The sequence below is a fragment of the Chryseolinea soli genome, assembly GCF_003589925.1.
GTDB classification, from domain to species: domain Bacteria; phylum Bacteroidota; class Bacteroidia; order Cytophagales; family Cyclobacteriaceae; genus Chryseolinea; species Chryseolinea soli.
On the sequence record NZ_CP032382.1, the window covers coordinates 3,916,532 to 3,939,964 of the forward strand.

General features: G+C 52.0%; 20 protein-coding genes. 11 read left to right on the plus strand and 9 right to left on the minus strand.

Translation table 11 applies throughout. From position 1 onward, the window contains the following. Positions 1-18: 18 nt before the first annotated feature. The 3 genes from D4L85_RS16725 to D4L85_RS16735 form a co-directional block, all read right to left on the minus strand. A complete protein-coding gene (locus D4L85_RS16725) occupies positions 19-2,427 on the minus strand; it encodes an ABC transporter permease (RefSeq protein WP_119755372.1) in 2,409 nt (802 codons plus the stop codon). Between the two features lie 123 nt (positions 2,428-2,550). Continuing rightward, on the minus strand, positions 2,551-3,462 hold the full coding sequence (locus D4L85_RS16730) for an SPL family radical SAM protein (protein ID WP_119755373.1): 912 nt from the start codon (positions 3,460-3,462) through the stop codon (positions 2,551-2,553). A 9-nt stretch (positions 3,463-3,471) separates the two neighbouring features. Further along, a complete protein-coding gene (locus tag D4L85_RS16735; RefSeq protein ID WP_119755374.1) occupies positions 3,472-3,906 on the minus strand; it encodes a nuclear transport factor 2 family protein in 435 nt (144 codons plus the stop codon). A gap of 90 nt (positions 3,907-3,996) precedes the next feature. Between D4L85_RS16735 and D4L85_RS16740 the strand changes: the two genes are divergently transcribed. After that, a complete protein-coding gene (locus D4L85_RS16740; protein WP_119755375.1) occupies positions 3,997-4,917 on the plus strand; it encodes a serine hydrolase in 921 nt (306 codons plus the stop codon). A 113-nt stretch (positions 4,918-5,030) separates the two neighbouring features. On the opposite strand, the gene D4L85_RS16745 is transcribed toward D4L85_RS16740, so the two are convergent. The 3 genes from D4L85_RS16745 to D4L85_RS16755 form a co-directional block, all read right to left on the minus strand. Continuing rightward, the gene (locus D4L85_RS16745) at positions 5,031-5,390 is read right to left on the minus strand and encodes a helix-hairpin-helix domain-containing protein (protein ID WP_119758828.1); all 360 of its coding nucleotides are present in this window, start codon (positions 5,388-5,390) and stop codon (positions 5,031-5,033) included. Positions 5,391-5,407: 17 nt separating this feature from the next. Beyond that, positions 5,408-5,797: a VOC family protein gene (locus tag D4L85_RS16750; RefSeq protein WP_119755376.1), complete on the minus strand. Its 390-nt coding sequence runs from the start codon at positions 5,795-5,797 to the stop codon at positions 5,408-5,410. 124 nt (positions 5,798-5,921) lie between these two features. Next, the gene (locus D4L85_RS16755; protein ID WP_119755377.1) at positions 5,922-6,653 is read right to left on the minus strand and encodes an AraC family transcriptional regulator; all 732 of its coding nucleotides are present in this window, start codon (positions 6,651-6,653) and stop codon (positions 5,922-5,924) included. A gap of 149 nt (positions 6,654-6,802) precedes the next feature. Here D4L85_RS16755 and D4L85_RS16760 point away from each other — a divergent pair, with 149 nt between their 5' ends. The 5 genes from D4L85_RS16760 to D4L85_RS16780 all read left to right on the plus strand — a co-directional run bounded on the left by D4L85_RS16760 (position 6,803) and on the right by D4L85_RS16780 (position 14,783). Then, complete coding sequence (locus D4L85_RS16760) at positions 6,803-8,179, plus strand: glucuronyl esterase domain-containing protein (RefSeq protein ID WP_228450925.1); 1,377 nt, start codon at positions 6,803-6,805, stop codon at positions 8,177-8,179. Positions 8,180-8,415: 236 nt separating this feature from the next. After that, positions 8,416-10,851 (plus strand): ABC transporter permease, encoded by a 2,436-nt coding sequence (locus D4L85_RS16765; protein WP_119755379.1) that lies wholly within the window; start codon positions 8,416-8,418, stop codon positions 10,849-10,851. A gap of 278 nt (positions 10,852-11,129) precedes the next feature. Next, positions 11,130-12,494 (plus strand): Gfo/Idh/MocA family protein, encoded by a 1,365-nt coding sequence (locus tag D4L85_RS16770; protein WP_119758829.1) that lies wholly within the window; start codon positions 11,130-11,132, stop codon positions 12,492-12,494. Between the two features lie 82 nt (positions 12,495-12,576). Continuing rightward, positions 12,577-14,550: a (E)-4-hydroxy-3-methylbut-2-enyl-diphosphate synthase gene (gene ispG, locus D4L85_RS16775; protein ID WP_228450926.1), complete on the plus strand. Its 1,974-nt coding sequence runs from the start codon at positions 12,577-12,579 to the stop codon at positions 14,548-14,550. Positions 14,551-14,567: 17 nt separating this feature from the next. Beyond that, positions 14,568-14,783, plus strand: a complete 216-nt coding sequence (locus tag D4L85_RS16780) for a DUF6728 family protein (RefSeq protein WP_119755381.1) — start codon at positions 14,568-14,570, stop codon at positions 14,781-14,783. 100 nt (positions 14,784-14,883) lie between these two features. Here D4L85_RS16780 and D4L85_RS16785 read toward each other — a convergent pair whose 3' ends face one another. Further along, positions 14,884-17,106 carry a patatin-like phospholipase family protein gene (locus tag D4L85_RS16785; protein ID WP_119755382.1) on the minus strand — a complete coding sequence of 741 codons (2,223 nt, stop codon included), beginning with the start codon at positions 17,104-17,106 and terminating at the stop codon, positions 14,884-14,886. 166 nt (positions 17,107-17,272) lie between these two features. Between D4L85_RS16785 and hutI the strand changes: the two genes are divergently transcribed. Beyond that, a complete protein-coding gene (gene hutI / locus D4L85_RS16790; RefSeq protein ID WP_174236159.1) occupies positions 17,273-18,517 on the plus strand; it encodes an imidazolonepropionase in 1,245 nt (414 codons plus the stop codon). Positions 18,518-18,555: 38 nt separating this feature from the next. Here hutI and D4L85_RS16795 read toward each other — a convergent pair whose 3' ends face one another. Both D4L85_RS16795 and D4L85_RS16800 read right to left on the minus strand, forming a co-directional pair. Continuing rightward, positions 18,556-19,671 carry a hypothetical protein gene (locus D4L85_RS16795; protein ID WP_119755384.1) on the minus strand — a complete coding sequence of 372 codons (1,116 nt, stop codon included), beginning with the start codon at positions 19,669-19,671 and terminating at the stop codon, positions 18,556-18,558. Further along, a complete protein-coding gene (locus D4L85_RS16800; protein ID WP_119755385.1) occupies positions 19,668-20,300 on the minus strand; it encodes an ABC transporter ATP-binding protein in 633 nt (210 codons plus the stop codon). Before D4L85_RS16800 ends, D4L85_RS16795 begins: the two co-directional genes overlap by 4 nt. 176 nt (positions 20,301-20,476) lie before the next feature. Between D4L85_RS16800 and D4L85_RS16805 the strand changes: the two genes are divergently transcribed. The 4 genes from D4L85_RS16805 (at position 20,477) to D4L85_RS16820 (ending at position 23,364) form a co-directional block, all read left to right on the plus strand. Further along, the gene (locus D4L85_RS16805) at positions 20,477-21,010 is read left to right on the plus strand and encodes an adenine phosphoribosyltransferase (RefSeq protein WP_119755386.1); all 534 of its coding nucleotides are present in this window, start codon (positions 20,477-20,479) and stop codon (positions 21,008-21,010) included. Positions 21,011-21,042: 32 nt separating this feature from the next. After that, positions 21,043-21,630 carry an LON peptidase substrate-binding domain-containing protein gene (locus D4L85_RS16810; protein WP_119755387.1) on the plus strand — a complete coding sequence of 196 codons (588 nt, stop codon included), beginning with the start codon at positions 21,043-21,045 and terminating at the stop codon, positions 21,628-21,630. Positions 21,631-21,872: 242 nt separating this feature from the next. Continuing rightward, positions 21,873-22,457, plus strand: a complete 585-nt coding sequence (locus tag D4L85_RS16815) for a hypothetical protein (RefSeq protein WP_160143790.1) — start codon at positions 21,873-21,875, stop codon at positions 22,455-22,457. Between the two features lie 328 nt (positions 22,458-22,785). Then, the gene (locus D4L85_RS16820; RefSeq protein WP_119755389.1) at positions 22,786-23,364 is read left to right on the plus strand and encodes a T9SS type A sorting domain-containing protein; all 579 of its coding nucleotides are present in this window, start codon (positions 22,786-22,788) and stop codon (positions 23,362-23,364) included. The last annotated feature ends 69 nt before the right edge of the window (positions 23,365-23,433 follow it).

The following is a 23,433-nucleotide window of genomic DNA, read 5'->3' on the forward strand; positions in this document are numbered from 1 at the left end:
AAAATCCCAGGCAAGACCTTATTCGTTCCGCAAAGCTTCCACCGGATTGGCCAATGCCGACTTAATACTTTTGTAGGCAATGGTGAGCAACATAATGATGACCGTCAGCCCAATTCCCAACGCAAACATCCACCAGGAAAGCGAAATGCGATAGGCGAAATCGTGTAGCCACTCGTTCATGAAATACGCGGCGAGCGGCGCAGCAATAACAAAAGCGACGAGGAGCAGGGTGATGAATTCTTTGCTGAACAATCCAACGATCTGTGCCACCGAGGCACCCAGCACTTTCCGGATACCGACCTCTTTGGTTTTGCGCAACGCCATGAACGACAGCAGTCCGTAAAGACCGAGGCATCCGATGCTGATGGCCAGCAACGCAAAGGCCGTGAATCCTTGGAAAACCATGTGTTGCAGGGAATATTTTCGGGCCAGGGTTTTGTCCAGAAAATCATAGTAATAGATGCCATCGGGTGACCGGGCCTTCCAGGTTTTTTCGATGAATGCCAGGGTCGCCTCCATGTTTTGATTTTTCGCGATCTTGATGTTAGCGACCCCCAGGAAAGGCTTCCAGTTGATGAGCAGGCAGGGCGTGATGTCGTCTTGTAGCGATTCGTTGTGAAAATCCTTGACGACGCCCACAATGGTGCCTTCGCCTTCGTTGATGGTGAGGTGCTGGCCGATGGCTTGATCAGGTGTCCAATGCAGGCCGGCAATGAGTTTCTCGTTTACGATGAATTCTTTCAAGCTGTCTTCTACCGTGGTGAAGTTGCGCCCCGCCAGCAACGTGAGGTTGTAGAAGGAGAGATACCTGACATCAGCACCCTTCATCTCGGCTTCCTGTCCTTCTTCCTCCAACTGGTGGGGCAGTCGGAAACTTGTGCCATAGCGGGCATGATAGCTGCGTAGGGGGCTGCTGGAGGCAAAACTAACGTCGGCAATGGCCGAGTTTGCTAACCATTGGTCACGCAGGGTTTCATCGTGTTCGCGGTTGTGGAGATAGGTGATCACAACGGATTCGGTCGTAAAACCGAGGTCTTTGGTTTTGAAATATTTCATTTGCGCGGCCACCACGATGGTACCGATGATGAAGATCTGCACAATGGCAAACTGAAAGACGATGAGCGCACGGCGAAAGGTGATGCCTTGTTCGGCGCCGCCACTAAACTTGCTCTTCAACGCCTCGATGGGTTTGTACGACGACATGACCAGGGCGGGGTAGAAGCACGCCAGCGCCATAACGACCGCGCCAATGACCAAAGCGGTCAACACGGTTTGCGTATCCATAGCCAAGTGAAGGTCAATGATGGCCAGCGTCTGGTTGATATAGCCGAGCGCCATCTGGGTAAATGCCAGGGAGACCACGAGCGTGAATGCCAGCAGCAAAAAGTTTTCGCGCAGAAATTGTGCAACCAACCCGAACCTTGAGCTGCCCATCACTTTGCGGATGCCGACTTCTTTTGCCCGGTTGGCGGCTTGCGCGGTGGAGAGATTGATAAAATTTACACACGCGATCAGCAAAACAAAGAACGCGATGCCGGTGGCGGCATAAATAAATTTCAGTGGCATGGTGTAGCTTCCCGGTCCCGCTCCATAAACTACATCGTTATGGGCTTCGGTGATGGGTTGCAGTGCATAGGTAATGCGCCGGTCGTCTTCGGGTTTGAGGTATTTTTTCTTCCAGGTAGCAATGCGTTGTTCCAGGTCTTGAACGGATTGACCCTTCTCAAGCGTCACAAACGTAGTGCCCTGATAGTTCCCCGACCAGTTGTTCGCGAAATAGGGATTGTTCTTTTTAAAGAATTCATAGGGAATGAGCACGCTGTACGGCAGCCCCGTGTTGTGAGGCGCATCGGCGATCAGGCCGGTCACCGTGAGCTCGTCCTTATTTTCCAGCAGGATGTGTTTGCCCAGAACGGATTGCTTTTCGTGCATCGCCGTTCCAAAATATTTCAGGGCAATGCTTTCGGTCAGTACCACGGAGTTGGGTTGAGTCAAGGCCGTTTCCGGGTTGCCGGCCAACCAGGTGAAGTCGAATACTTGCAGGTAGAAAGGATCGACCATGAGCGCATGATCCTCATAGCGCGCCACGTTGCCGTCCTCGTCCTCGATCTTGAACAGGCGGTGCAGGGGGCCCGCCGCTTGCGTGACGAGAGGGATTTCTTTGAAGTCGTTTCGCAACGCTTCGGCCAGTGGGTAGGCCGTTGTATTCCAATGCTCCACCTGTTCAGCGCTTTTAAAATTCTCGACCACCCGATAGGTGCGCGAAGCTTTTTGATGATAGGTGTCGAAGCTCGTCTCGTAGCGGATGAAGATGGTGATGGCCAGGCAACACGTGATGCCAATGGAGAGCCCCAACAGGTTGATGAAGGTGAATGATTTGTGACGCATCAGGTTGCGCCAGGCCAGGGTGAGGGGTTTGAGGGTCATAGACTTATGTTTTTTTATCCTTCAATGCTGTGCCCAATGGATATTCCAAATTCACACCAAAACGGAGGAGTGCCAAAAAACGCCGGAAAGCCTGTTTTCCCTGCAATGTTTGTTCAACCACGGTCAACCCTGTGCGTTTCCGGACTGTTCCAGGATGGTGTTTTTCAACCCGTGTGTTTCGCTCAGCGACTTCACTTTTGCTGCGAACGCATCGCGGTACCAATGGGGTAGCTGTCCGCCGTAAGCAAAAAGCTTCCGGTATTTTTCGGACAGATGGGGATAATGTTTTTCGATGGCCCGGAAGACCAGCGTCTTGCTATCGGCCGGTCCTTCGCCAAACAAGGTGAGCGTGGCAGGGAAAATATATTTTGCGCCGGTCGCTTCAAATGTGGAGAACAGGTGGTGCAGGTTTTCGCCTGTGTCGGTCACATACGGTATCAGGGGCATAAGACTCACGCCGCTGTGAAAGCCGGCCGCCAGCGTTTCTTGCAACGCCTGCAGGCGTAGGGTGGGCGATGGCGCGCCGGGTTCGAAGAGTTTGCCCACGGTGTCGTCGAGCGTGGAGAAAGAGAAGGTGATGAGGGCGGCGTGGGAGAGGAGGGGTTGAAGATCGGCGGGGAGGATGCTTTCCCGGTCGATCCGTTTCAGGATGTCGAAGTCGCGGGCTACCCGGTTTGATTTTGTGATGACGTGTACCGGGAAGCGGTAGTGTAGCAACAACTCCAAAAGGTGGCGCGTTACCTGCGAATCTTCTTCTGCCGCCAAGTAGGGATCCGTTGCCGAGGAAACCACCACGAAGCCATACTGTCCTTTCTTCGCGCGAAGTTTGAGTTGCTTTTCCAAGACCTCCAGTACATTGCTTTTGAGGCTCAGCTTTTCCTCCATGTGCTCGCCGTATCTGCTGCCGCGGATGTAGCAATACAGGCAATTGAAGGCGCACCCGCTAAAGGGATTCACGGTGTAGTCGTCGAGGAACCACGTGTCGCGGCGTTTGGTCTTGTTCAGCACAGACTTAACAGCGACTTGACGCAGCATGGGGGATGTTTATAATTGTTCGGGCGCGCCGGCAAAGGTTTGCCGCACGATCTTGCCGTCGCGGATCACGAAGGTATCCGAAGCGTAGGGCAGCTTGAATTTTGGCACGGTGGCCTCCCACAAGATGTAGCCGAGATCGTCTTCCACGATGGTTTTATTCACCTGCATGGAGGTGGAGTCTTTTGGGAAAACAACAAACGCCTGGGCATAGCTTTCGCGGATCTCGGCCAGGCCCCGGAAGGTTTTGTCAGGGGTGATGAGGATGGACTCGTCGGTGTAGTCCGACATGAGGGCATCCAGGTCGCGATCCTGGAAAGATTTCCAGTGGTGTTCAATGACGGCCCGGGTTTTGGCTTGGTCAATTGAGGCCTGCGCTTTCTTCTTCTCAACACAACCAAAAGCGAGCAGGGCGCCAACCAGGAACAGGAACGGAATACGTTTCATGAGGTAGTCGATTTAAATTTCAAGATAGTGATTTGAAACGATTTGTATTGCTAAATTTAGACACCTTAACCCTTTTCGTCGACAACCTGTATGGTCCAACGCATATTTCCCGTGCTCCTTGTTGCAGCAACGGCCACTCTCTTTTCTTGCCAATCCGATCACGACAAAGTCAAGGAAACGATAACCCAAGCGTTGGCCGCTCAGCAGGGAACATTTGCCGTGGCCTTCAAAGATCTGTCGACCGGCGAAGAGATTTTCATCAACGAGCGCATGCCCTTTCATGCGGCCAGCACCATGAAAACGCCCGTGATGATCGAAGTGTTCAAACAAGCCGCCGCAGGAAAGTTTTCCCTGACCGACTCGGTCCTCATAAAAAATGAATTTAAAAGCATCGTCGACGGCAGCCCCTACGGTCTTTCGGAGGATGATGACAGCGAATTTGAATTGTACCGGCAAATCGGAAAGAAACGCACCCTGCAATCGCTGGTCTACGAAATGATCACGGTGAGCAGCAACCTGGCCACCAACATCGTCATCGAATGGGTTGACGCCAAAAACGTCACGCAAACCATGCGCGACCTCGGTGCGAAAGACATCCAGGTATTGCGCGGTGTAGAGGACAATAAGGCCTTTGAGAAAAAGCTGAACAACACCGTGACCGCCTACGACCTCATGCTCATCTTCGAAAAGTTAGGAAAAGGTGAGGCCGTAAACCCCGAAGCCTCCAAGGCCATGATCGCCATTTTACTAGACCAAAAATACAACGACATCATCCCCGCAAAACTTCCACGCGACGTCAAAGTGGCCCACAAAACCGGCTGGATCAAAGGCCTCCATCACGACTCTGCGCTCGTCATGCTACCGGATGGACGGCAATACGTGTTGGTACTATTATCTAAAGATCTCAAGGACGAAAAAGCCGCCGTAGAAACCCTGAACGATGTATCCAAAACGCTATACGATTACGTGATAGCAAAAGAGAGAACAACCCCGCCCGTTCCCGGCAAGTAAGGTTCACTGTTTTTAGAACCCTTCAAATCCTTAGCGCTGACTTCGCTTGCTTGCTTGCCCGCCGAAGCTTCAGCGAAGGAGGGCCGGAGCTTTAGCGAAGGAGGGCCGAAGCTTTAGCGAAGACGGGAGCTTTTAGCGGAGGTGTGGCGGTTAAACGTTTCCCGTATGGCACGATCCTTCTCCACACTACTCACCCGAACCTTATCCATCCAATTCCACCACTTCAACTTCTCCGGATCACGCACCTTATTCACGGTGTTCGCAAAATAGATCGCACACCGAAACGTATACAACATACAAATATCCTGCACCTGCCCGCGCTCGTCATTGTGCAACACATACAATTCCTCTGCGCTCTTCCCTTTCAAATCGGCGACCGCACGAATCCCCATTCGCCAAAGATCGTTGGCCACTGTCTTTCCTACACCGGGAATCTGTTGCAATGCCTTTAGACTTTCCTGTTTATCATTCATAACAAAAGAAATTTTGATCACCCCATGGGCGTACAGATCTCCACCAAAAAACCATCGGGATCCCTCACATAGGCCACTGTCTGCCCATGCGATTTATGCGCTGCCTTCGCTTCTTCAGTAGCCCCGGCAGCGATAGCTTTTTTGTAAGTTCCCTCCACATCGTTGGTGGTGAACCCGATCTCGATGCCAAAAGGTCTTTCCTTTAAACTGCTGATTTGAATTTCGGTTTTCAAATTGCTTTGTGCTTGTGGAATGCTGGCAAACGAAAGCGTCGTAGCACCTGTATCCAGTTCGCCATAGGCATCGCCCGCCACAAATTTCCGTTTCAGGCCAAAAGCTTTTTCATAGAAAGCGATGGAGCGTTCAACATCCTTCACATACAGAATGGTGTAGCCGAATTTTATCATACAAAAATAAGTTAGTGTGAATAGTTTCCCGTAAGCTATGTTTAACCGGTTTGGTTTGCCGGTTCGTGAAGCTAACAAAGGTGCAGCTTTTAAGGAAAAAGGCTTTCGTAAAAACCCGACAATTTCAGGACGCTATCCGCGAAAGCGTGAGACCCGAATACCGTTTCACATCTTTCAGCATGTGCGCATGATCGTAATAGCCCATCTCAAACGCGATTTGTGCAAAGCTTGCCGTCGGACAGGCCGCTATCTTCTTTAATGTGCTCTGAAAACGCACTTGTTTGCACACTTCCTTAACGGTGGCGCCGGCGCGCGATTGAAAGAGACGTTCAATTTGTCGCTCGGTGATGTGATGACGGGAGGCTAACTGTTGCACGCTGATATTTCCGTTGACCGCGAGGATCGTTTCGGAAAGAGAAACCACCAACCGGTTCTTGTCATTTAGCCGTTGAAGAAAATACGCGTCCAGCTTTTGGATGACGCCGGTGGCGCTGGGGTTGATCCCGGGAAAGAAAAAATCGGATGACGTGAGCGCTTCGGTTTGATCGGCCATCCCTTGAAGGGGAATGCCCAACAATGCATAGATGCCAAACGGCTTGAAGCGAATGCCCAACAGGTATGTTTCGGGCGGGGTCTGCACCTGGTGAAAATGCGTCATGATGCCGACCAGGTATTGATGTCCGTGTTTCAGGGTTCCGCCCGTAACCGCGACGTCGGCACCCAAAGAAAAGATGATATCGGAGCAGGCATCGGAAAAGATGTTGCTGGAGGCCGACGACCGGCCCGATTGGGATGACCAATAACAAACAATGTACGGCTGCAGCAACGGATGGGGCGTAAATTCCTGGTACGTCATACGTTCAAATTTACAGGTTTTGGGGTGAACCGTGATGCGATCAACACCGGCGATGTAAATTCATTTCATCGGGGGACGATTATGTTGAATATTAAACGTAGGATGGACAAAGCCGGACGATGAGCATCCTAAATCAACCATCCCGAACCATGAAAGCACCTTCTCTTCACATCGTCGTTTGCTGCATACTTATTTTAAGTGCGCTATGTGCCCACGCCCAGCGCAAGCTAACCCCTGCCGAACAGGCCCGTTTGGATAGCCTGAAACGGATCACGGAGCAGGATTATAAAACGATGCTGGCCAAGCTCCACATCGACTCCACCCGCCGGGGACCCTCCGGCAACCCGCAAGCGCCCAACGCCGCCAACACCGACGAGTCGAAGGCATCGCCCTACAAAGTTTTGCCCGATCCACTCGTGCTAAAAAATGGGAAACGCGTCACTACCCCCGCCTTGTGGTGGGAGAAGCGCCGCCCGGAGATCGTGGAGGATTTTGACCGCGAGGTGTATGGACGCGTCCCGGTAAATGTGCCCCAGGTCCGCTGGGAAGTTGTGAGTACCGCCAACGAAATGAACGGTGCGGTTGCCGTGATCACCAAAAAGCTGCTCGGTCATGTCGATCATGCGGCCTACCCGGCCCTCACCGTAAACATCGACCTCACCCTGACCACCCCAGCCCAAGCCAAGGGCCCGGTGCCGGTCATGATGGAATTGAGTTTTATATTTCCTCCGGGATTCACCCCGCCTGCACCACCGGCGGGCACCAAGCCAGAACCCGACTGGAAACAACAGCTTCTCGCCAAGGGCTGGGGCTATGCCCAGATCATACCCACCAGCTTCCAGGCCGACAACGGCGCAGGCCTCACCCAGGGTATCATCGGCCTGACCAACCTAGGCCAACCCCGCAAACCCGACGACTGGGGCGCCCTGCGCGCCTGGGCCTGGGGTGCCAGCCGTGCGCTGGACTATCTTGAAACCGACAAAGCCGTCGACGCCAAACACGTGGGCATTGAAGGGCTGTCGCGTTTTGGTAAAGCTGCGCTGGTGACGATGGCGTATGATCCTCGCTTCTTCATTGGTTTCATCGGGTCTTCCGGCGCCGGGGGTGCAAAAATATTGAGACGTGTTTTTGGCGAGCAGGTGGAGAACCTCGCCGGGTCGGGCGAATACCATTGGTTTGCGGGCAACTTTATAAAATATGCCGGCCCGCTCACGCCAAACGATCTGCCCGTGGACGCGCATGAACTGATTGATCTCTGTGCCCCACGGCCGGTTTTTATCAGTGTTGGCTCGCCGGCGGTGGAAGGACAGTGGGTTGATGCCCGGGGGATGTTTCTGGCCGGCGTGCACGCGGGACCGGTCTATAAACTGTTGGATAAAAAGGATCTGGGCACCGCGACCTTTCCGCCTTTGGAAACCGGATTGCTGGATGGTGACATTGCTTTTCGTCAACATGCTGGTGGACACACGACCGGTCCCAACTGGCCAACCTTTCTCAGCTATGCCGACCGTTATCTCCATAAATAGAACAATAACGTCCGGTAGCGGGATTTTCTCTTATAATGTAACCATCTTCAGATCACTAAGTATCCTGGAGACGGTGGTGCTATCCGCTACAGAATACATAGGCTTGAGGTCAGAATAATGACAGCTCGCGACGGCGGATAAAAAGGGAAGCCTTTGTGCAACTTAAATTTGCTTCCCTGCATCAGATAAAATGTATAGCGTCATCGAGTAGTAGGCGAATAAAAACAAACCCCATCATGATCAGAAATTTCTTCACCCTCGCCATTCGGAACTTGCGGAAGCGCAAGCTGTATTCGTTCATCAACATCTTCGGCCTGGCCATCGGCGTTGCCGTGTGCCTGGTGATCTTGAAGTATGTTGATTTTGAATTGAGCTACGATACGTTTCATCCCAACGCAGCAAACGTATACCGTATGACAACCATGTCTTACCGCGCCGGCGAATTCCGGGGCAACAGCGTTATCTCCGGTTATGCACAAGGCCCGGCGATGTTGGCGGATGTGCCGGAAGTGAAGCGTTATATTCGCACGCACCCCATGTATGGTGGCGCCGTGGTCATCTACAAACGCGACAACGGCGACCCGTCGACCTTTCACGAGGAGAACATGCAGTTTGCAGACTCTACTTTTCTGGATGTGTTTACCTACACCGCTTTGGAAGGCGACCTGAATACCGCTTTGGACAATCCCGCCTCCGTAGTGATCACCAAAAAAATGGCCGACAAATATTTCAAACCGGGTGAAGATCCGCTGGGAAAAATATTGAAGATCTCCGGCGGTTGGGCCGATGGCGATTATGAAGTGACCGCCGTCCTGAAAGAAGTCCCCGGCAACTCACACTTCCAGTTTGATTTTCTTTTTCCCACACACAATCTCCTGCGCAATGAACAGTACACACACGACAACGGGTGGGGCTGGAATAATTTTGTGACGTATGTCGAACTCCACGATCACACCGATTCCAAAAAAGTAGAAGCCAAATTGCCCGCTTTTGTGGACAAATATCGCGGCAAGGATCTGGCCGAATCCAACAGCAAAAATGTGTTGAAGCTTCAACCTATACTGGACATTCACCTGAGCCCCGGCTTGGATTATGAATCGAGCGCGACGGTGAGTGTGAACACCATCTACTTTTTTGTGGTGATCGCCATTTTTGTGCTGGCCATTGCCTGGGTGAACTACATCAATCTGTCTACCGCCCGGGCTATGGAACGCGCGCGAGAAGTGGGCATCAAGAAGTCGGTGGGAGCACATCGCAGCCAACTGATCAGCCAGTTTATTTTTGAATCTGTCCTTGTCAATCTCATCAGCGTGGTGCTGGCGACGCTGCTGGCCGTGGGCTTGTTGCCCGTGTTGGGCGAGATCGTTGGAAAGGATCTGACGTTCGACTTTGGTGACTACCGGTTTTGGGTGGTGTTGACCACGTTGTTCCTGATCGGGTCATTTGTTTCGGGGATCTACCCGGCCTTCATCCTATCGTCGTTTAAGATCACGGAAGTGCTGAAGGGCAAAGTGGAGAAGATGACCGGTGGATTTTCGTTGCGCAAAGCTTTGGTGGTGTTCCAGTTTGCGTCGTCGCTGATTCTTATTGCCGGCACGTTTGCGATCTACCGGCAAATGATCTTTATGAAGAACCAGGACAAAGGCCTGACCATGGACCAGATGCTGATCGTGAACGGCCCAAGTGTTTTGGATCGAAAGAGTGCCAAGACACGGCTCATGTCATTGAAGAACCAATTGAAAGAAGTACCGGGCGTCACCGGTGTGGCAACATCGGCGGCCATTCCCGGAGGTGGCTATAACTGGGGTACGGGTATGCGGCGCTCAGGGACCGAGCAACAGGAAAGCAAGGATGGAAAAGTGGTGTGGGTCGATCCCGATTTCGTATCCACCTATGGCATCACGATACTGGCCGGTCGCTCGTTCAATCCCTCCATTGCTTCCGATATGCGGTCGGTACTGGTGAACGAAGCCGCCCTCACCACATTTGGGCTGGGCACTGCGGAACACGCGCTCGAAGAACGCCTGTTGCTGGGCGGTGATACGGTGCAGATCCTGGGCGTTCTAAAGAATTATCATTGGAACTCGTTGAAAACGGAACATAGTCCATGGCTGTTAAAAGCCGATACCATCTCCGGTCACAACTATTCCATCCACATCAATAGCAACAACATGCAGACGACGATCGCCAAGATCGAAAGCCTCTACAAGGAAGCTTTCCCGGGCAATCCGTTCGACTATTATTTCCTCGACGATTTCTTTAACAGCCAATACAAATCGGAGCAGCAATTCGGCAAGATCTTTAGCATGTTTTCCATGCTGGCCATCATCATTGCCTGCCTGGGACTTTGGGGGTTGGCGTCTTTCACGACGGCGCAAAAATTAAAGGAGATCGGTATCCGGAAAGTGTTGGGGGCGTCAGTCGGCAGCATCATGTCGTTGTTGTCGTGGCAATTCTTTAAGCTCGTGCTCATTGCCAGCGTCATTGCCATTCCTTTGACCTGGTATGGGATCGATGCGTGGCTGGCGGGCTTTGCGTTTCGCATAGGGTTACAGTGGGATCTGTTTGTGGTGCCGGTGGTGATCTTGAGTTTGTTGGCGTTGGGGACGGTCAGCTTTCAGATCTTCCGTGGTGCGAATATTAATCCGGCGAAGATCCTACGGACGGAGTAGGGGTTTCACCGCCTCACCTTCGACGGGCAAGTCGGCGGCAAGCAAAGTCGGCGTAAAGAAATACATCGCGCTCATCGCCCTTGTTGGTGTTCTTCACCAACAAGATCGGTGGTGAGCCCCCATTTTGCAGGCTCGCCGCAAGAAGCTTCGCTTCAACAAACCACCCATCATTTAAACCATTGCGCCACCCGATATTTCATTATATTTTCGTCAGCCTGCCTTATCGTAGTTGGTGAAGAACGCCAACCACGATGATGGGCCATCCTAACCCTGACGAAATGAACAACTTCAACATCAACCGGAGATTGTTTCTCCGCACGGCATCTGCCTCCCTTGCGCTCACGGCCATCGGTGCGCAAGGCATGGACATCATCAACCCCGCAAAGAACCTTCGCGTTGGCCTCATTGGCACGGGCTGGTATGGTAAAAGCGATCTTTTCCGCCTCATGCAAGTGGCGCCTGTAGATGTAGTGGCGCTTTGCGATGTGGACAAACATCAACTGCAAGGCGCGGCCGATCTGGTGAAGCAACGCGCAAAGGCTGGGAGCAAAGCCCCGGTGCTGTATGGCGACTACCGGAAGATGCTTGCCGAAAATCAATTTGACATCGTGTTGGTGGGAACACCCGATCATTGGCATGCCCTTCAAATGATAGAGGCGGTTAAGTCGGGTGCGAACGTATATGTGCAAAAGCCGATCAGCGTCGATGTGATCGAGGGTGAGGCCATGGTGGCGGCGGCACGGAAATACAATAAAGTGGTGCAGGTGGGCACGCAGCGCAAGAGCACGCCCCACCTGATCGAAGCCAAGAAAAATATCATCGACACCGGCATGCTGGGCAAGATCTCGCACGTGGAGATGTGCTGCTACTATCACATGCGCAACAACGGCAACCCGCCCGTGCAGACCGTGCCCGATTTCCTCGACTATGAAATGTGGACGGGTCCTGCGCCCATGCGGCCTTATGACGGCCTGCCTCATGTACGCTGGTGGCGCACGTTCATGGAATATGGCAATGGCATCATGGGCGACATGTGTATCCACATGTTCGACACTGCGCGCTGGATGCTTAAACTGGGATGGCCCAACCGCATCAGCTCGGAAGGGGGCATCTACGTGGACAAGACCGGAAAATCCAACATTACGGACACGCAAACCGCTGTGTTTGAATATGACGGCCTGAACTGCGTGTGGCAGCACCGCGCCTGGGGCACACCCGCCGACCCGGACTACCCATGGGCGCTTTTTATTTACGGCGAAAAGGGAACGCTAAAAGCCAGCACCATGCGCTACGATTTCATACCGGTAGACCCCAAAGCAAAGACCATTCACCAGGATGTGGTCTACGAAAAAGAAAAATATCCCGAAGACCTCAAGGAAAAAGATATCGAACTCAATGCCGCACCGGCGACCCGACTACACATGCTCAACTTCCTCCAAGCCATCGAAGAACACGGAAAACCAGTGGCCGACATCGAAGAAGGCCATATTTCCACGGCCAGCTGCATCCTGGCAAACATTTCGATGAAACTGGGCCGCCCGGTTTCTTATGACGCAGCGCGGCGCGAGGTGAAAGGCGATGCGGAGGCTACAGCACTGTTGCAGAGGGCTTACCGGACGCCTTGGGTGCATCCTGCGGTGTAGTTTTTTTGGCTCACAGGACGTCAGGAGCGGGGTGAACAAAATTCCGCTTTTTCAGGTTAACTTTGCAGGAAATCTGCACACCGTGAACGACCAAATTGCTGGCATCAGGCAGTATTGCAACAGCCTGGTGGAATATAGCCGGAGAAAGACCGTTGAAGTAAAGATCGGCGACCTGCCGATGGGAGGGAACAACCCCATCCGCATCCAGTCCATGACCACCATCGACACCATGGACACCGCCGGATCGGTGGCCCAAACCATTCGCATGGTGGAGGCCGGCTGCGAATACGTGCGCATCACCGCGCCCAGCATCAAGGAGGCACAAAACCTGGAGGAGATCAAAAAGGAGCTTCGCAAACGAGGCTATACCGTGCCCCTGGTGGCCGACATTCACTTCACGCCCAATGCCGCCGAATTGGCCGCGCGCATCGTAGAGAAAGTGCGCATCAATCCCGGGAACTACGCCGATAAGAAAAGATTCGAGACCATCGAATACACCGAGGCTTCTTATCAGGCCGAATTGGATCGTATTCGCGAAAAATTTATCCCCCTCGTCCGCATTTGCAAAGAATACGGCACGGCCATGCGCATCGGCACCAACCACGGCTCGCTGTCCGACAGGATCATGAGCCGCTATGGCGACAACCCGGTGGGAATGGTGGAATCGGCGCTGGAATTTTTGCGCATCTGCGAAGACGAAAGCTATTACAACATTGTGCTCTCCATGAAGTCGAGCAATCCCCAGGTGATGGTGCAAGCCTATCGCCTGCTGGTGCAAAAGATGGATGAGGAAGGCTTCAAACCCTATCCGCTCCACCTCGGCGTGACCGAAGCGGGCGATGGTGAAGACGGCCGCATAAAATCGTCGGTGGGCATCGGCACGTTGTTGGAAGACGGCCTGGGTGACACCATTCGCGTATCGCTCACCGAGGAGCCTGAAGCGGAAGTGCCTGTGGCCTTTGAACTGGCCCGTCGCTATGACAAGCGCGCGCCGCACGATCCTATTCCGGCTATCGAACATTATCCCATTACACCATTCGAATACAATCGCAGAAAGACACGGGCCGTGTTGAATATCGGCGGTGAGCATTTTGTGCCTCGCGTGGTTGCTGATTTTTCGGGAAAGCAAAAAGTAACACCTGCGTCATTGTTTGGCGTGGGCTATCAATACTCCGTACCGCTGGACAAGTGGAACATCGCCGACATGGCGTGCGACTATGTTTTTGTTGGCGATACCGTAGTTGACTTCGAAATCCCGGGTACGCTGGGGTTGATCTACAATCACAAAACCTGGCTTACACAAAAAGCAAGGCCACAGGCATACCCTTTTATTCGCGCCGAGCACTATCTGCAAGGCGTTGAAAAATCGAACACCTTGAATTTTGTTTACGCGTTGCTGGCCGATGTGAACGACGCCCTTGTCGACGCCCTGCAAAGCGACAAAACGGCCGTGTTGTTCATCGATACCTACAACGCCCATGGTATGGCCGAGCAACGCCGCCTGTTTGTGACGCTCATGAACAAAGGGTGTGATGTGCCGGTGATCATCGGCCGGGCCTATGGAGACTTGGAGGTAGAGCAATTGCAACTGTATGCCGCCACAGATTTCGGAGGCTTGCTGGTGGATGGCCTGGGTGACGGCATTTTTATTGCAGCCGAAAACTGCGGCCCTGATAAGAAGGTGAACGAAACCGCCTTCAACATCCTTCAGGCTACACGCACCCGCATATCGAAAACCGAATACATCTCGTGTCCCTCCTGCGGACGCACGCTTTTCGATTTGCAGGAAACGACAGGGAAAATACGATCGCGCACCAGTCACCTCAAAGGCATCAAGATCGGCATCATGGGCTGCATCGTGAACGGCCCCGGCGAAATGGCCGACGCCGACTATGGCTACGTGGGTTCCGGCCCCGGCAGGATAACGCTCTACAAAGGCAAAGAAGTGGTGCGCAAAAACGTGCCCACCGCCAAAGCCGTTGACGAGCTCATCAACCTTATCCGCGAGCACGGCGACTGGCTGGAGCCTGACGGCAATGGTGCGGTCACACATTAAAACATCAAAAAAAGATTATGGAGGAGAATAAAGGGAAGACCGACGAGGAGAAAAAGAACGGTATCAAGGAATTCTTTTCCCTGGGCGAAGTAGGCAACTATTTTTTCCGCAAGAAAGATCCCAACCGCCCATCCAACATCAACATCAAGATGATGCACGGCATCAATAAGATCTCCATTGTTATATTCCTGTTAGGGGTCATGTTCCTGATTTGGAAGTTGCTGCTGAGGTAAACGGGTTAAACCGCAGAGGCGCAAAGACGCAAAGAAAAATCGCAGAGCTCCTTCGCGCCAAACTTTGCGCCTTTGCTGCTCAACATGAAGGAACGGACCATCAAAAGTGAAACCCCACATTCACATACCCATACAATTTCTGCACCTGGTCGCTATACATAATGGTGAGTGTGATTGGCCCGATTCCCGAATCATAACCCGCCGTAAGGCTATACCCGCTCAAGAAATTGTGCGAATTGATCCCTTCCCACTTTCTTCCCGAAAAGTCATACACCCCGGCATTAGCCCGAGCAATCCCATAAATATTCTTGAATGCCGCATATTGAAAACCGAGAGACAAAGTCGCCACGCTATTGGAAGTCACCTGGAACTCATTTAATCCGGAGAAGACATACTGGTTGCGCACAAAATCGGTGATCCCGCCCACATTATAGAAATTGAGATAAGCGTCGTCGGAATGAATGTTAGCACCGGCATGCCATTGCGACAAAAGGGTGACACGTGCCGACAAAGGCGTGTAGTTCTCGACCCTCATTTTGATCTGACCGTACCCAGCGAACGACAAGCTGTCGGTAGAGACCTCGATGGTCCCGTTGGAGTAGTATCGATCGGACGGACGCTGATGATATACCCACCCAGCTTCGGTGTAGATGTTCCATCCCGAAGTAGTAAAGTTCTTTTTGTCCAGGGTGTTGAACTGATAGAACACATAGGTGTTCGCAAATTTATTGCCCGCCTTCACCGTAGCGTCGGCAGCGATCTTTGGCTTTAGATTGATATCCTGCAGCGACGTGCCCAGCCCGTACGTAGCATTGAATTTTATGTTGTGTTGGATATGCGCATCGAATTTTGTGAACGTCGTGCGATAGAGAAAGGAATTTTTAAAATCCTGATAGACCGGAAATCCCATTCGTTCATGATAGAACGAAAGGATCAGGTTGTTGTTTTCCCTTTTGCCAAACGTTTGGTTCTGCTCCAAATACATCCGGAAGTTTTCGCTGATGTTGAATTTGGCCGTAGACTTGGACCGGTCGAACACGAGGTTCTTAGACTCGGCCGTGACAATGAGTGCCACGTCGCTGTAAGTATTGTAATGCAAAGCGGCCTTCAGGAAGGTGAGCGGGCTTTCAAGAACGTTGAACACGAGCACGGCATGCCCCGGTGTGGTTGGTTCCCAGCTATAGGTTATGCGCTTGTAGTTTCGCGAGCCATACACTTTCCGGATGGCCTCGGCCACGTCCACGCCGTTGTAAGCCTGTCCTTTTTCCAGGTTCAAGCGGTTGGTGAAGCCGGTGCGCGTGGTGCGCTTGAGGCCGTCGATGCGGATGTCGTCCAGGATGACATAGGTTGACTTGGGCAGGCGTTCTTTGGCAAATGCATAGTCGGGATACAACAGTTTGAGCGAGTCGGCCATTCTTTTGAAGATGGGATAGTATTTGTCACCGGTAACTTTGCCGATGTGGATCAGGCTGTCGCTGCTGCCAAAGCTGGCGGCGGAGTAGCCTTTCAACGGGGGCTCTATATACACGTCGCAGAGCTTCCGCTGATTTTCAAAATCGTCGGCGTCTTTATAGAACCCGATCTGGTACAACACATCGATGGCCGAGTTCAGGTCTTTGGCTTGCAGCAGACCCTGCGACAGGTTCACACCGATCACTTTGGTAGCACCCATTTCGACCACATCCTTCACCGGAAAATTCCGTACGAGTCCCCCATCGACCAGTTTGGTGTCCTTGTAATCCACGGCGGTAAACACGGAGGGGATGGCCATGCTGGCGCGGATGGCCGATACGAGTTCCCCTTGGTCGAGCACCACGGCCTTGCCCGTGCCTACGTCGGTGGCGACGCATTTAAAGGGGATGCTGAGTTTCGAAAAGTCCTTGACGTCATACACGGGCAACAACAATTCCTGGAACTTCAGCCAGATCTCCTGCCCTTCGATGATGCCCGAATATATTTTGATCTTACCCTTCTCCAGGGGCAGTTCCAGCGCATAATTCTCAACCTCATCCTTCTCGTCGATGTTCACGTTGCGCAGCGACGGTCTTCCTGAGAAGAGTGCGGCCCAATCGATGCTCCGCGCGATGCGCTCGATTTCCTTCCCGGAATAGCCCGCGGCATACAACGACCCCATGATGCTGCCCATGCTGGTGCCCGTAACGTAATCGATCTTCAGTCCTGCGCTGTCGATGGCCTCTAATATCCCGATATGCGCCAGCCCCTTCGCCCCGCCACCACTTAGGGTAAGTCCCACGCGCGGTGGCTTTTGCGCCAGCATCGCGATGGCAGAGCAGCAAAAGAGCAGGATGAGAAAATATCGCATACGCAGGTGATCGAAAGGGTTCGTGAACGGATCAAGATAATATTTTTTACCCACTCCACCCCAGGCTTTCTGCCGATGTCTTTGGTGGGGGTTCCCTGCCTTTTAAACAACATCAACCTAAATCAAAATGTCTATCTTTACTCAAACGAAAAAAATAAGCGAACCGATGTCCTGGGACATTCTCATCACCAACATTAAAGGACTGGTCCAGGCCCGCGAACCCGGAACAGAAGTTGTTGCGGGCGATGCCATGGCAACCTTGCCCATACTTCCCCATGCCTACCTTGCCATCAAAGACGGTGTCATTGCCGACTATGGCAATATGGATACGCTTCTCGTCCACCACGCCCAGCACACGTTAGACGCCTCGGGTCGTTTTGTTTTCCCCAGCTTCGTCGACTCGCACACTCACCTGGTGTTTGCTGCGCCGCGTGAAGAAGAGTTTGTCATGAAAATAAAAGGCGCGTCCTACGCCGACATTGCGGCCAAGGGCGGCGGCATTCTCAACTCTGCGCGCAAGTTGCAACAGATGTCGGAGGATGAATTGTTCGAACGCACCTATAAACGGGCCGGGGAGATCATGGCCACCGGAACCGGCGCCGTGGAAATTAAAAGTGGTTACGGCCTCACGGTGAAAGATGAATTGAAAATGCTGCGCGTGGCGCGTCGCATCGGAAGAGAGACACCACTCACTGTAAAGACCACCTTCCTTGGCGCACATGCCATTCCCAAAGAATACACCCACGAAGATTACGTGTCGCTGGTGATCCGCGAAATGATCCCCGCCGTGGCCGAAGAGAAACTGGCCGACTACATCGACGTGTTTTGCGAACAAGGTTTCTTCACGATGGACGAAACGGAAATGATCGTGGAGGCCGGCAAGCGCGTGGGCATGCGTCCCCGCATTCACGCCAACCAATTGCACCGCTCCGGTGGTGTGCAGGTGGGTGTGAAGACACGGGCCATCAGTGTCGATCACCTGGAGAACATTGGCGATGAAGAGATCACCCTGTTGCAAAACAGCGGTGTGATGCCCACCGCGCTGCCTGGCGCAGCGTTCTTTCTGAACCTCCCATTCCCGCCGGCGCGTGCCATGCTGCAAGCGGGCCTGCCGTTGGCCATTGCCAGTGACTACAATCCGGGCAGCGCCCCGAGCGGAAACATGCCGCTCATGATCGCGTTGGCCTGCATTCGCATGAAACTCACCCCGGAGGAAGCCATCAACGCCGCTACCATCAATACAGCGGCGGCCCTGGAACTTCAGCAAACACATGGCTCCATCACGCGAGGTAAGGTGGCCAATGTGTTTATCTCTAAACCTGTTCCGTCGGTGGCACATTTACCTTATGCTTTTGGAAGCCCGTTTGTGGACCAGGTGATTCTTCAGGGAAAAATGGTGACCGCGATCTGATCGCGGTTTTTCAAATCAGGATGATCATCGCGTGAGCACTATGCCTTCTCCTCGTTCATGGGGATTTCGAACGTATAAAAATACTTCCGCCACAGGTAAAGTCCACCGGCAATGTTGATGGAGGCCAGCACCAAAAAAGGGATTTTGAAAAGGATCAAAACAACCAGCCCGATACACGTAAAAAAAACGATGGCGTGCAGCTGTTCCGGCCCGTAGGTATGTCTGAATAGCCAGCCATAAAGAAAGAGCGCGATGCTCCACCCAAACAGCAAGGCTCCCACCAAGTCAACCCAGGAAACCGCGGTGGTGAAGTGGCTGATCAGCAGCCCGGCTTCCGGCAGGGTTAGGATGGCCAGCGTGATCATGAAATAGAGAAAACGCCGTGCAAAGGGAATGGGCAGATTTCGATTGATGTCGAAGTGATGATTGTCAAACCGGTGCATTTCCCAAATTATGTTCACGTTGGCCGCGAAGGCAAAGACAACCCCCATGCCTAGCAGACGAGCATCGTAGGTATCGGTTTTGTATACCTGGGCAACGCCAAAGAGCAGCAACCCGCCCGCGAGCTTTGTGCCGATAGCCATCCAGGGAGCGCGACGCACAATCCATTCCGGGAAGAAGAGGGGGTAGGGTTTGGTGAAACGTTCATGGATCCATTGCGCCAGCGCGGAGAGCTTTTGTTCGCGATGTCCTTTCAATAAAACGAAGAACAAATCGGTTACCGCCAGGCATACGAGCACGACACAAGCCAGGGGAATCAAGAACAACGTGAGATACAAACCGTGTTTTGCAGCAGTGGCAATCAGGAAGCATGCGTATAAAAAGATGGGAAGCAATTGCACCAACAACGCTTTTGTCAGCGCCGTCAACTGTGATCTTACCGGTAGCGTAGAAACATAATAAAGGAACTCATTCTCTCCTCGCTTCAACATGGCGCGATTGAAACGTGTCACTTTAAAGCTGTAGGCCGTCCACATGCCGATAGGGATCAATAACAGGATGGGTGAGCTCACCAAAAGCTCTGCCAGGATGATATGGTCTATCGACCGCATGAATCCACCAGCCAACCCCACGACCACCAGGAAGAACGTGGCATTGGCGAGATAGAATTCCTTCACCAGGACTTTATTCAATATGGTCGTGACGGCGTTCACCCCGGGTGAATAGTTTTGTCGCGGATGGTGAATATTCCTTTTAGCAGCAGTTGTGTGTCTTCCAGTAATTGATGCGATGACAACAGAAATATGACATCCTGTTTTTCGTTGTATTGTTGGATGAGCGCAAACAAGATCCGGCGTGCCGTTTCATCCAGCGTGATGAGGGGTTCATCGAGGATGATCACTTTTGGTGCGCCCAGGAATGCCAACGTGAGCGATACCTTCTTCAACATACCGCTGGAACAGGCGCCACAGGGTTTATCAAAAAACTGGTCGATGCCAAAATGAGCCGACAACCGGTCTTGCTGTTCGCGGCTGGCGCCTTTTGCCTGACCGATAAAGCGCACCAATTCTTTGGGTGTGAGAAAGTCGGGATACAACGGTTCGGCTTCGCTGTAGTTCACCAGGCGGCGGTAGGCGAGGGGTGTATCTTTTAGCGAGATGTTGTCGTTGAAGGTCACTTGACCCTCGCAGGGGAGCAAGCCGGTGAGCGAACGGAACAGGGTGGTTTTCCCCGAACCGTTTTCCCCCTTGATCCAGTAGATGCCGGGTTCCAACTGCAGGCTTGGGATGGTCAGCGCGAGCGCATCGCCGTAGTGCTTCGAAAAATTTTGGAGCGTCAGCATAAGAAGTTGAAACGTGAAGCCTCCCCGAAACGATGAGCCATAGGGTGGCGATGGGGTGACGAGCAGCCGGTGATGGGGTGAATTTTCAAATCGTCTTAATTCAGTATTAAACTTACAATATATTTGATTACCGCGGCCACTCTTCTATTTTTGGCCGAGCCATTCCCCTTAACCGTATGCAGCTTTCCGAAAAGATCAAAAATTCCATTCGCGACATCCAGGATTATCCCAAGCCGGGCGTGTTGTTCAGGGACATTACACCACTGCTGGCCAACCCGGTGTTGGTGAGGGAAATGGTGCAGCAGCTCATCAAGGATTATGCGGGCCAGAAGATCGATGCCATTGCTTCCACGGAGGCGCGGGGTTTTATTTTCGGGTCGGTTCTCGCCTATGAGTTGGGTTGCCCGTTTATACCGGTCCGTAAAAGCGGTAAGCTTCCCTACAAAACCCGGTCGCAAAGCTACGCGCTTGAATATGGCACGGCCAGCATCGAAATGCACACCGACGCGATACAGCCCGGCTGGCGCGTGCTGGTGCACGACGACCTGTTGGCCACGGGCGGCACCGCCGGCGCAACGGCCGACCTTGTTCAAGCCTTGGGCGGCGTGGTGGTGGGATTCTCTTTTATCATTAACCTCAGCTTTCTGCCGGGAGAAAAAAATTTAAAGGAGCGTTTTGGCCTGCCGCCACATTATTTGGCCAGCTATTAACCATCCGGCAATCAATCCTGTTAAAGCATAGTATGTCCGAAGTTGCACACATCCCCGTGTTTCCCCTGTCGATCTTGCCGTTGCCGGGAGAACTGGTGCCTCTCCATATTTTCGAGCCCCGGTACCGGCAGCTTTTGCACGACGCGGAGGTGAACGACGTCTCTTTCGGCATTTATTTCAGCCACGAAAGCAACGAACAAAAGATCGGGTCGCTCATGAAGCTGGAAAGCATCATCAAGCGATATCCGGGTGGCGAAACGGACATCATTGTGCGGTGCGAGGATATTTTTAGCCTCGACATGCTGCTGCGAACCTATAAAACCAAGCTGTATCCCGGTGGCCATGTCCGGTTTTGGAACGTGGAGGTAAACGCATTCCCCGATCACGAGCTCTACGACCTTTTTCTTCACTATTTAAAGCTGCGAAACATCACCCAGCACTTTAATGTTTTCAATCTTTTCCAGGTGGCTAATGAATTGAACCTGGATTTGGGTGACCGCTATAAATTTCTGACCACCCCCGAAGACCGCCGGGAGGCTTTTTTGTTGAACCGGATGAAATTCCAGGTGCACATCCTCGAGCAGGAGGAGCGGAGCAAGGATAATTTTCATCTAAATTAAATATACCCGCTTCTGCGAAACCCTATTCGCATAAAATCGTTACGTGAAGATTTATTGATTTTTTTGTATCCACTTTCCTTTCCGTCCGTTTGATGCGCCTTTGTAAAAAACACGTGCTATAGCCATGCCGTTGGTGTCACATTTTTGTTTCATGAACGGGATGTTAACAAAAATTAACGTTTGCGCTGCAACATTCAATCGAAACCAGACGTCTTAGGTACATATATCAAAACAAAATCCTTATGAAAAAAACAGTATCTCTTTTAGCTGTGCTGATGGTGATGAGCACGTTGACTTTTGCGCGAAGACTCGATACGCCTGCTGCAGCTGCAGCATCCGGCATGGCGGTAATGAAGACCGGTTCTATCTTTAAGGTCTATTATAAAGGACCCAAAGAAAATACAGTAAAGGTGACCATCCTGAATAGCGACAAAGAGATTATATATAAAGAGACCGTGAAAAATACCTCAGGTTTTGCACGTCCCTATAATTTCACGAATCTCCCCGAAGGCGACTATACGATCGAAGTGAACGATGAAGCAGGCACACGCATCGAAAAAGTGAGCTATCACACCAGCACCGTTCAAAAGCTGGCGCATTTGTCGCGCCTCAATGGCGATTCGGAGCGCTTTATCCTCACGGTGTCTAATAAAGACTCCGAAAATCTGCAGATCAAGATCTACGCAGAAGATCAAACCCTGATTTATTCCGGCAACGAAAGGATCAAAGGCGACTTTGCCAAGATCTACAACCTGGAAAAGATCACCGGCAAAGTTTCATTCGAGATCAGCGATGACAAAGGTGTAACGAAGACGCTACGCTACTAATAAGGATATAATATTTTGTGATGCGCCCGGAGCGCAGAAGAAAATACAAAAAGCAACCCATCACCCGGGTTGCTTTTTTGTTTGTTTAGGGGTGGGGTTAGGGCTGGTTTAGGGTGGAATTGGCCCCTACTGCAAACGTTGTCTTAATTTTTTTTTTGCCGATTGCGTTTGCGGACACTTTCGACAGGAGGTTTTGGGTGATTCCCCCATAATTTTTTCCGCAAACGTTGTTTCAGGTTTTAAAACAGGTTTCCTTACAACTTCCGGCTTTGTTGCGCAACCTCCCGTTACATTTGTATCACAAAACAAAAACAAACAAACACGAATTATGAAAACAAAGTCTCTTTACCTCGCAGCACTTATCGTTATCAGTGCAGCTGTAGCCGCGGTCGGAAAAGATGAACCCCGTAGTGCTGGCGTCGCCATCGTACCTGTTAAAGGATCTGAAGTATTCAAGCTGATCTATAAATCTGAAACAGCAAGCAAAGTAAAACTCAACATCTACAATGCTGCTTCGAAAGTGATCTTCACCGAAACCCTGAGCAACGCAGAAGGATTTATCCGTCCCCTGAATTTCTCTGGCCTGCCTTTCGGCGAATATACTGTAGAAGTAATCGACGCTGCTGGCAAGAAAACTGAGAAGATCAACTTCCAACCTGCAAAAGCAACCAGCACGATCCACGTATCGAAGCTTGCCAACGAAGAAGGTAAATTCCTCCTGGCCGTTTCTAAGACTGCTGGTTCTGAAGTGAACGTGAAGATCTATGACGAAGCCAACAACCTGGTGCACAGCGAAAGCAGAACCGTAACCGGTGACTTCGCTCAACTGTATACCATCAAAGCTTCTGGTTCTTATACGTTCGAAGTATCGGACAACGCCGGTAACACAAAGACCGTACGTTTCTAAGACCTCAGGTTCTCGAGAAACAAAAAGCCTTCGCGTGCGCGCGACGGCTTTTTGTCGTTTATGGGGTGA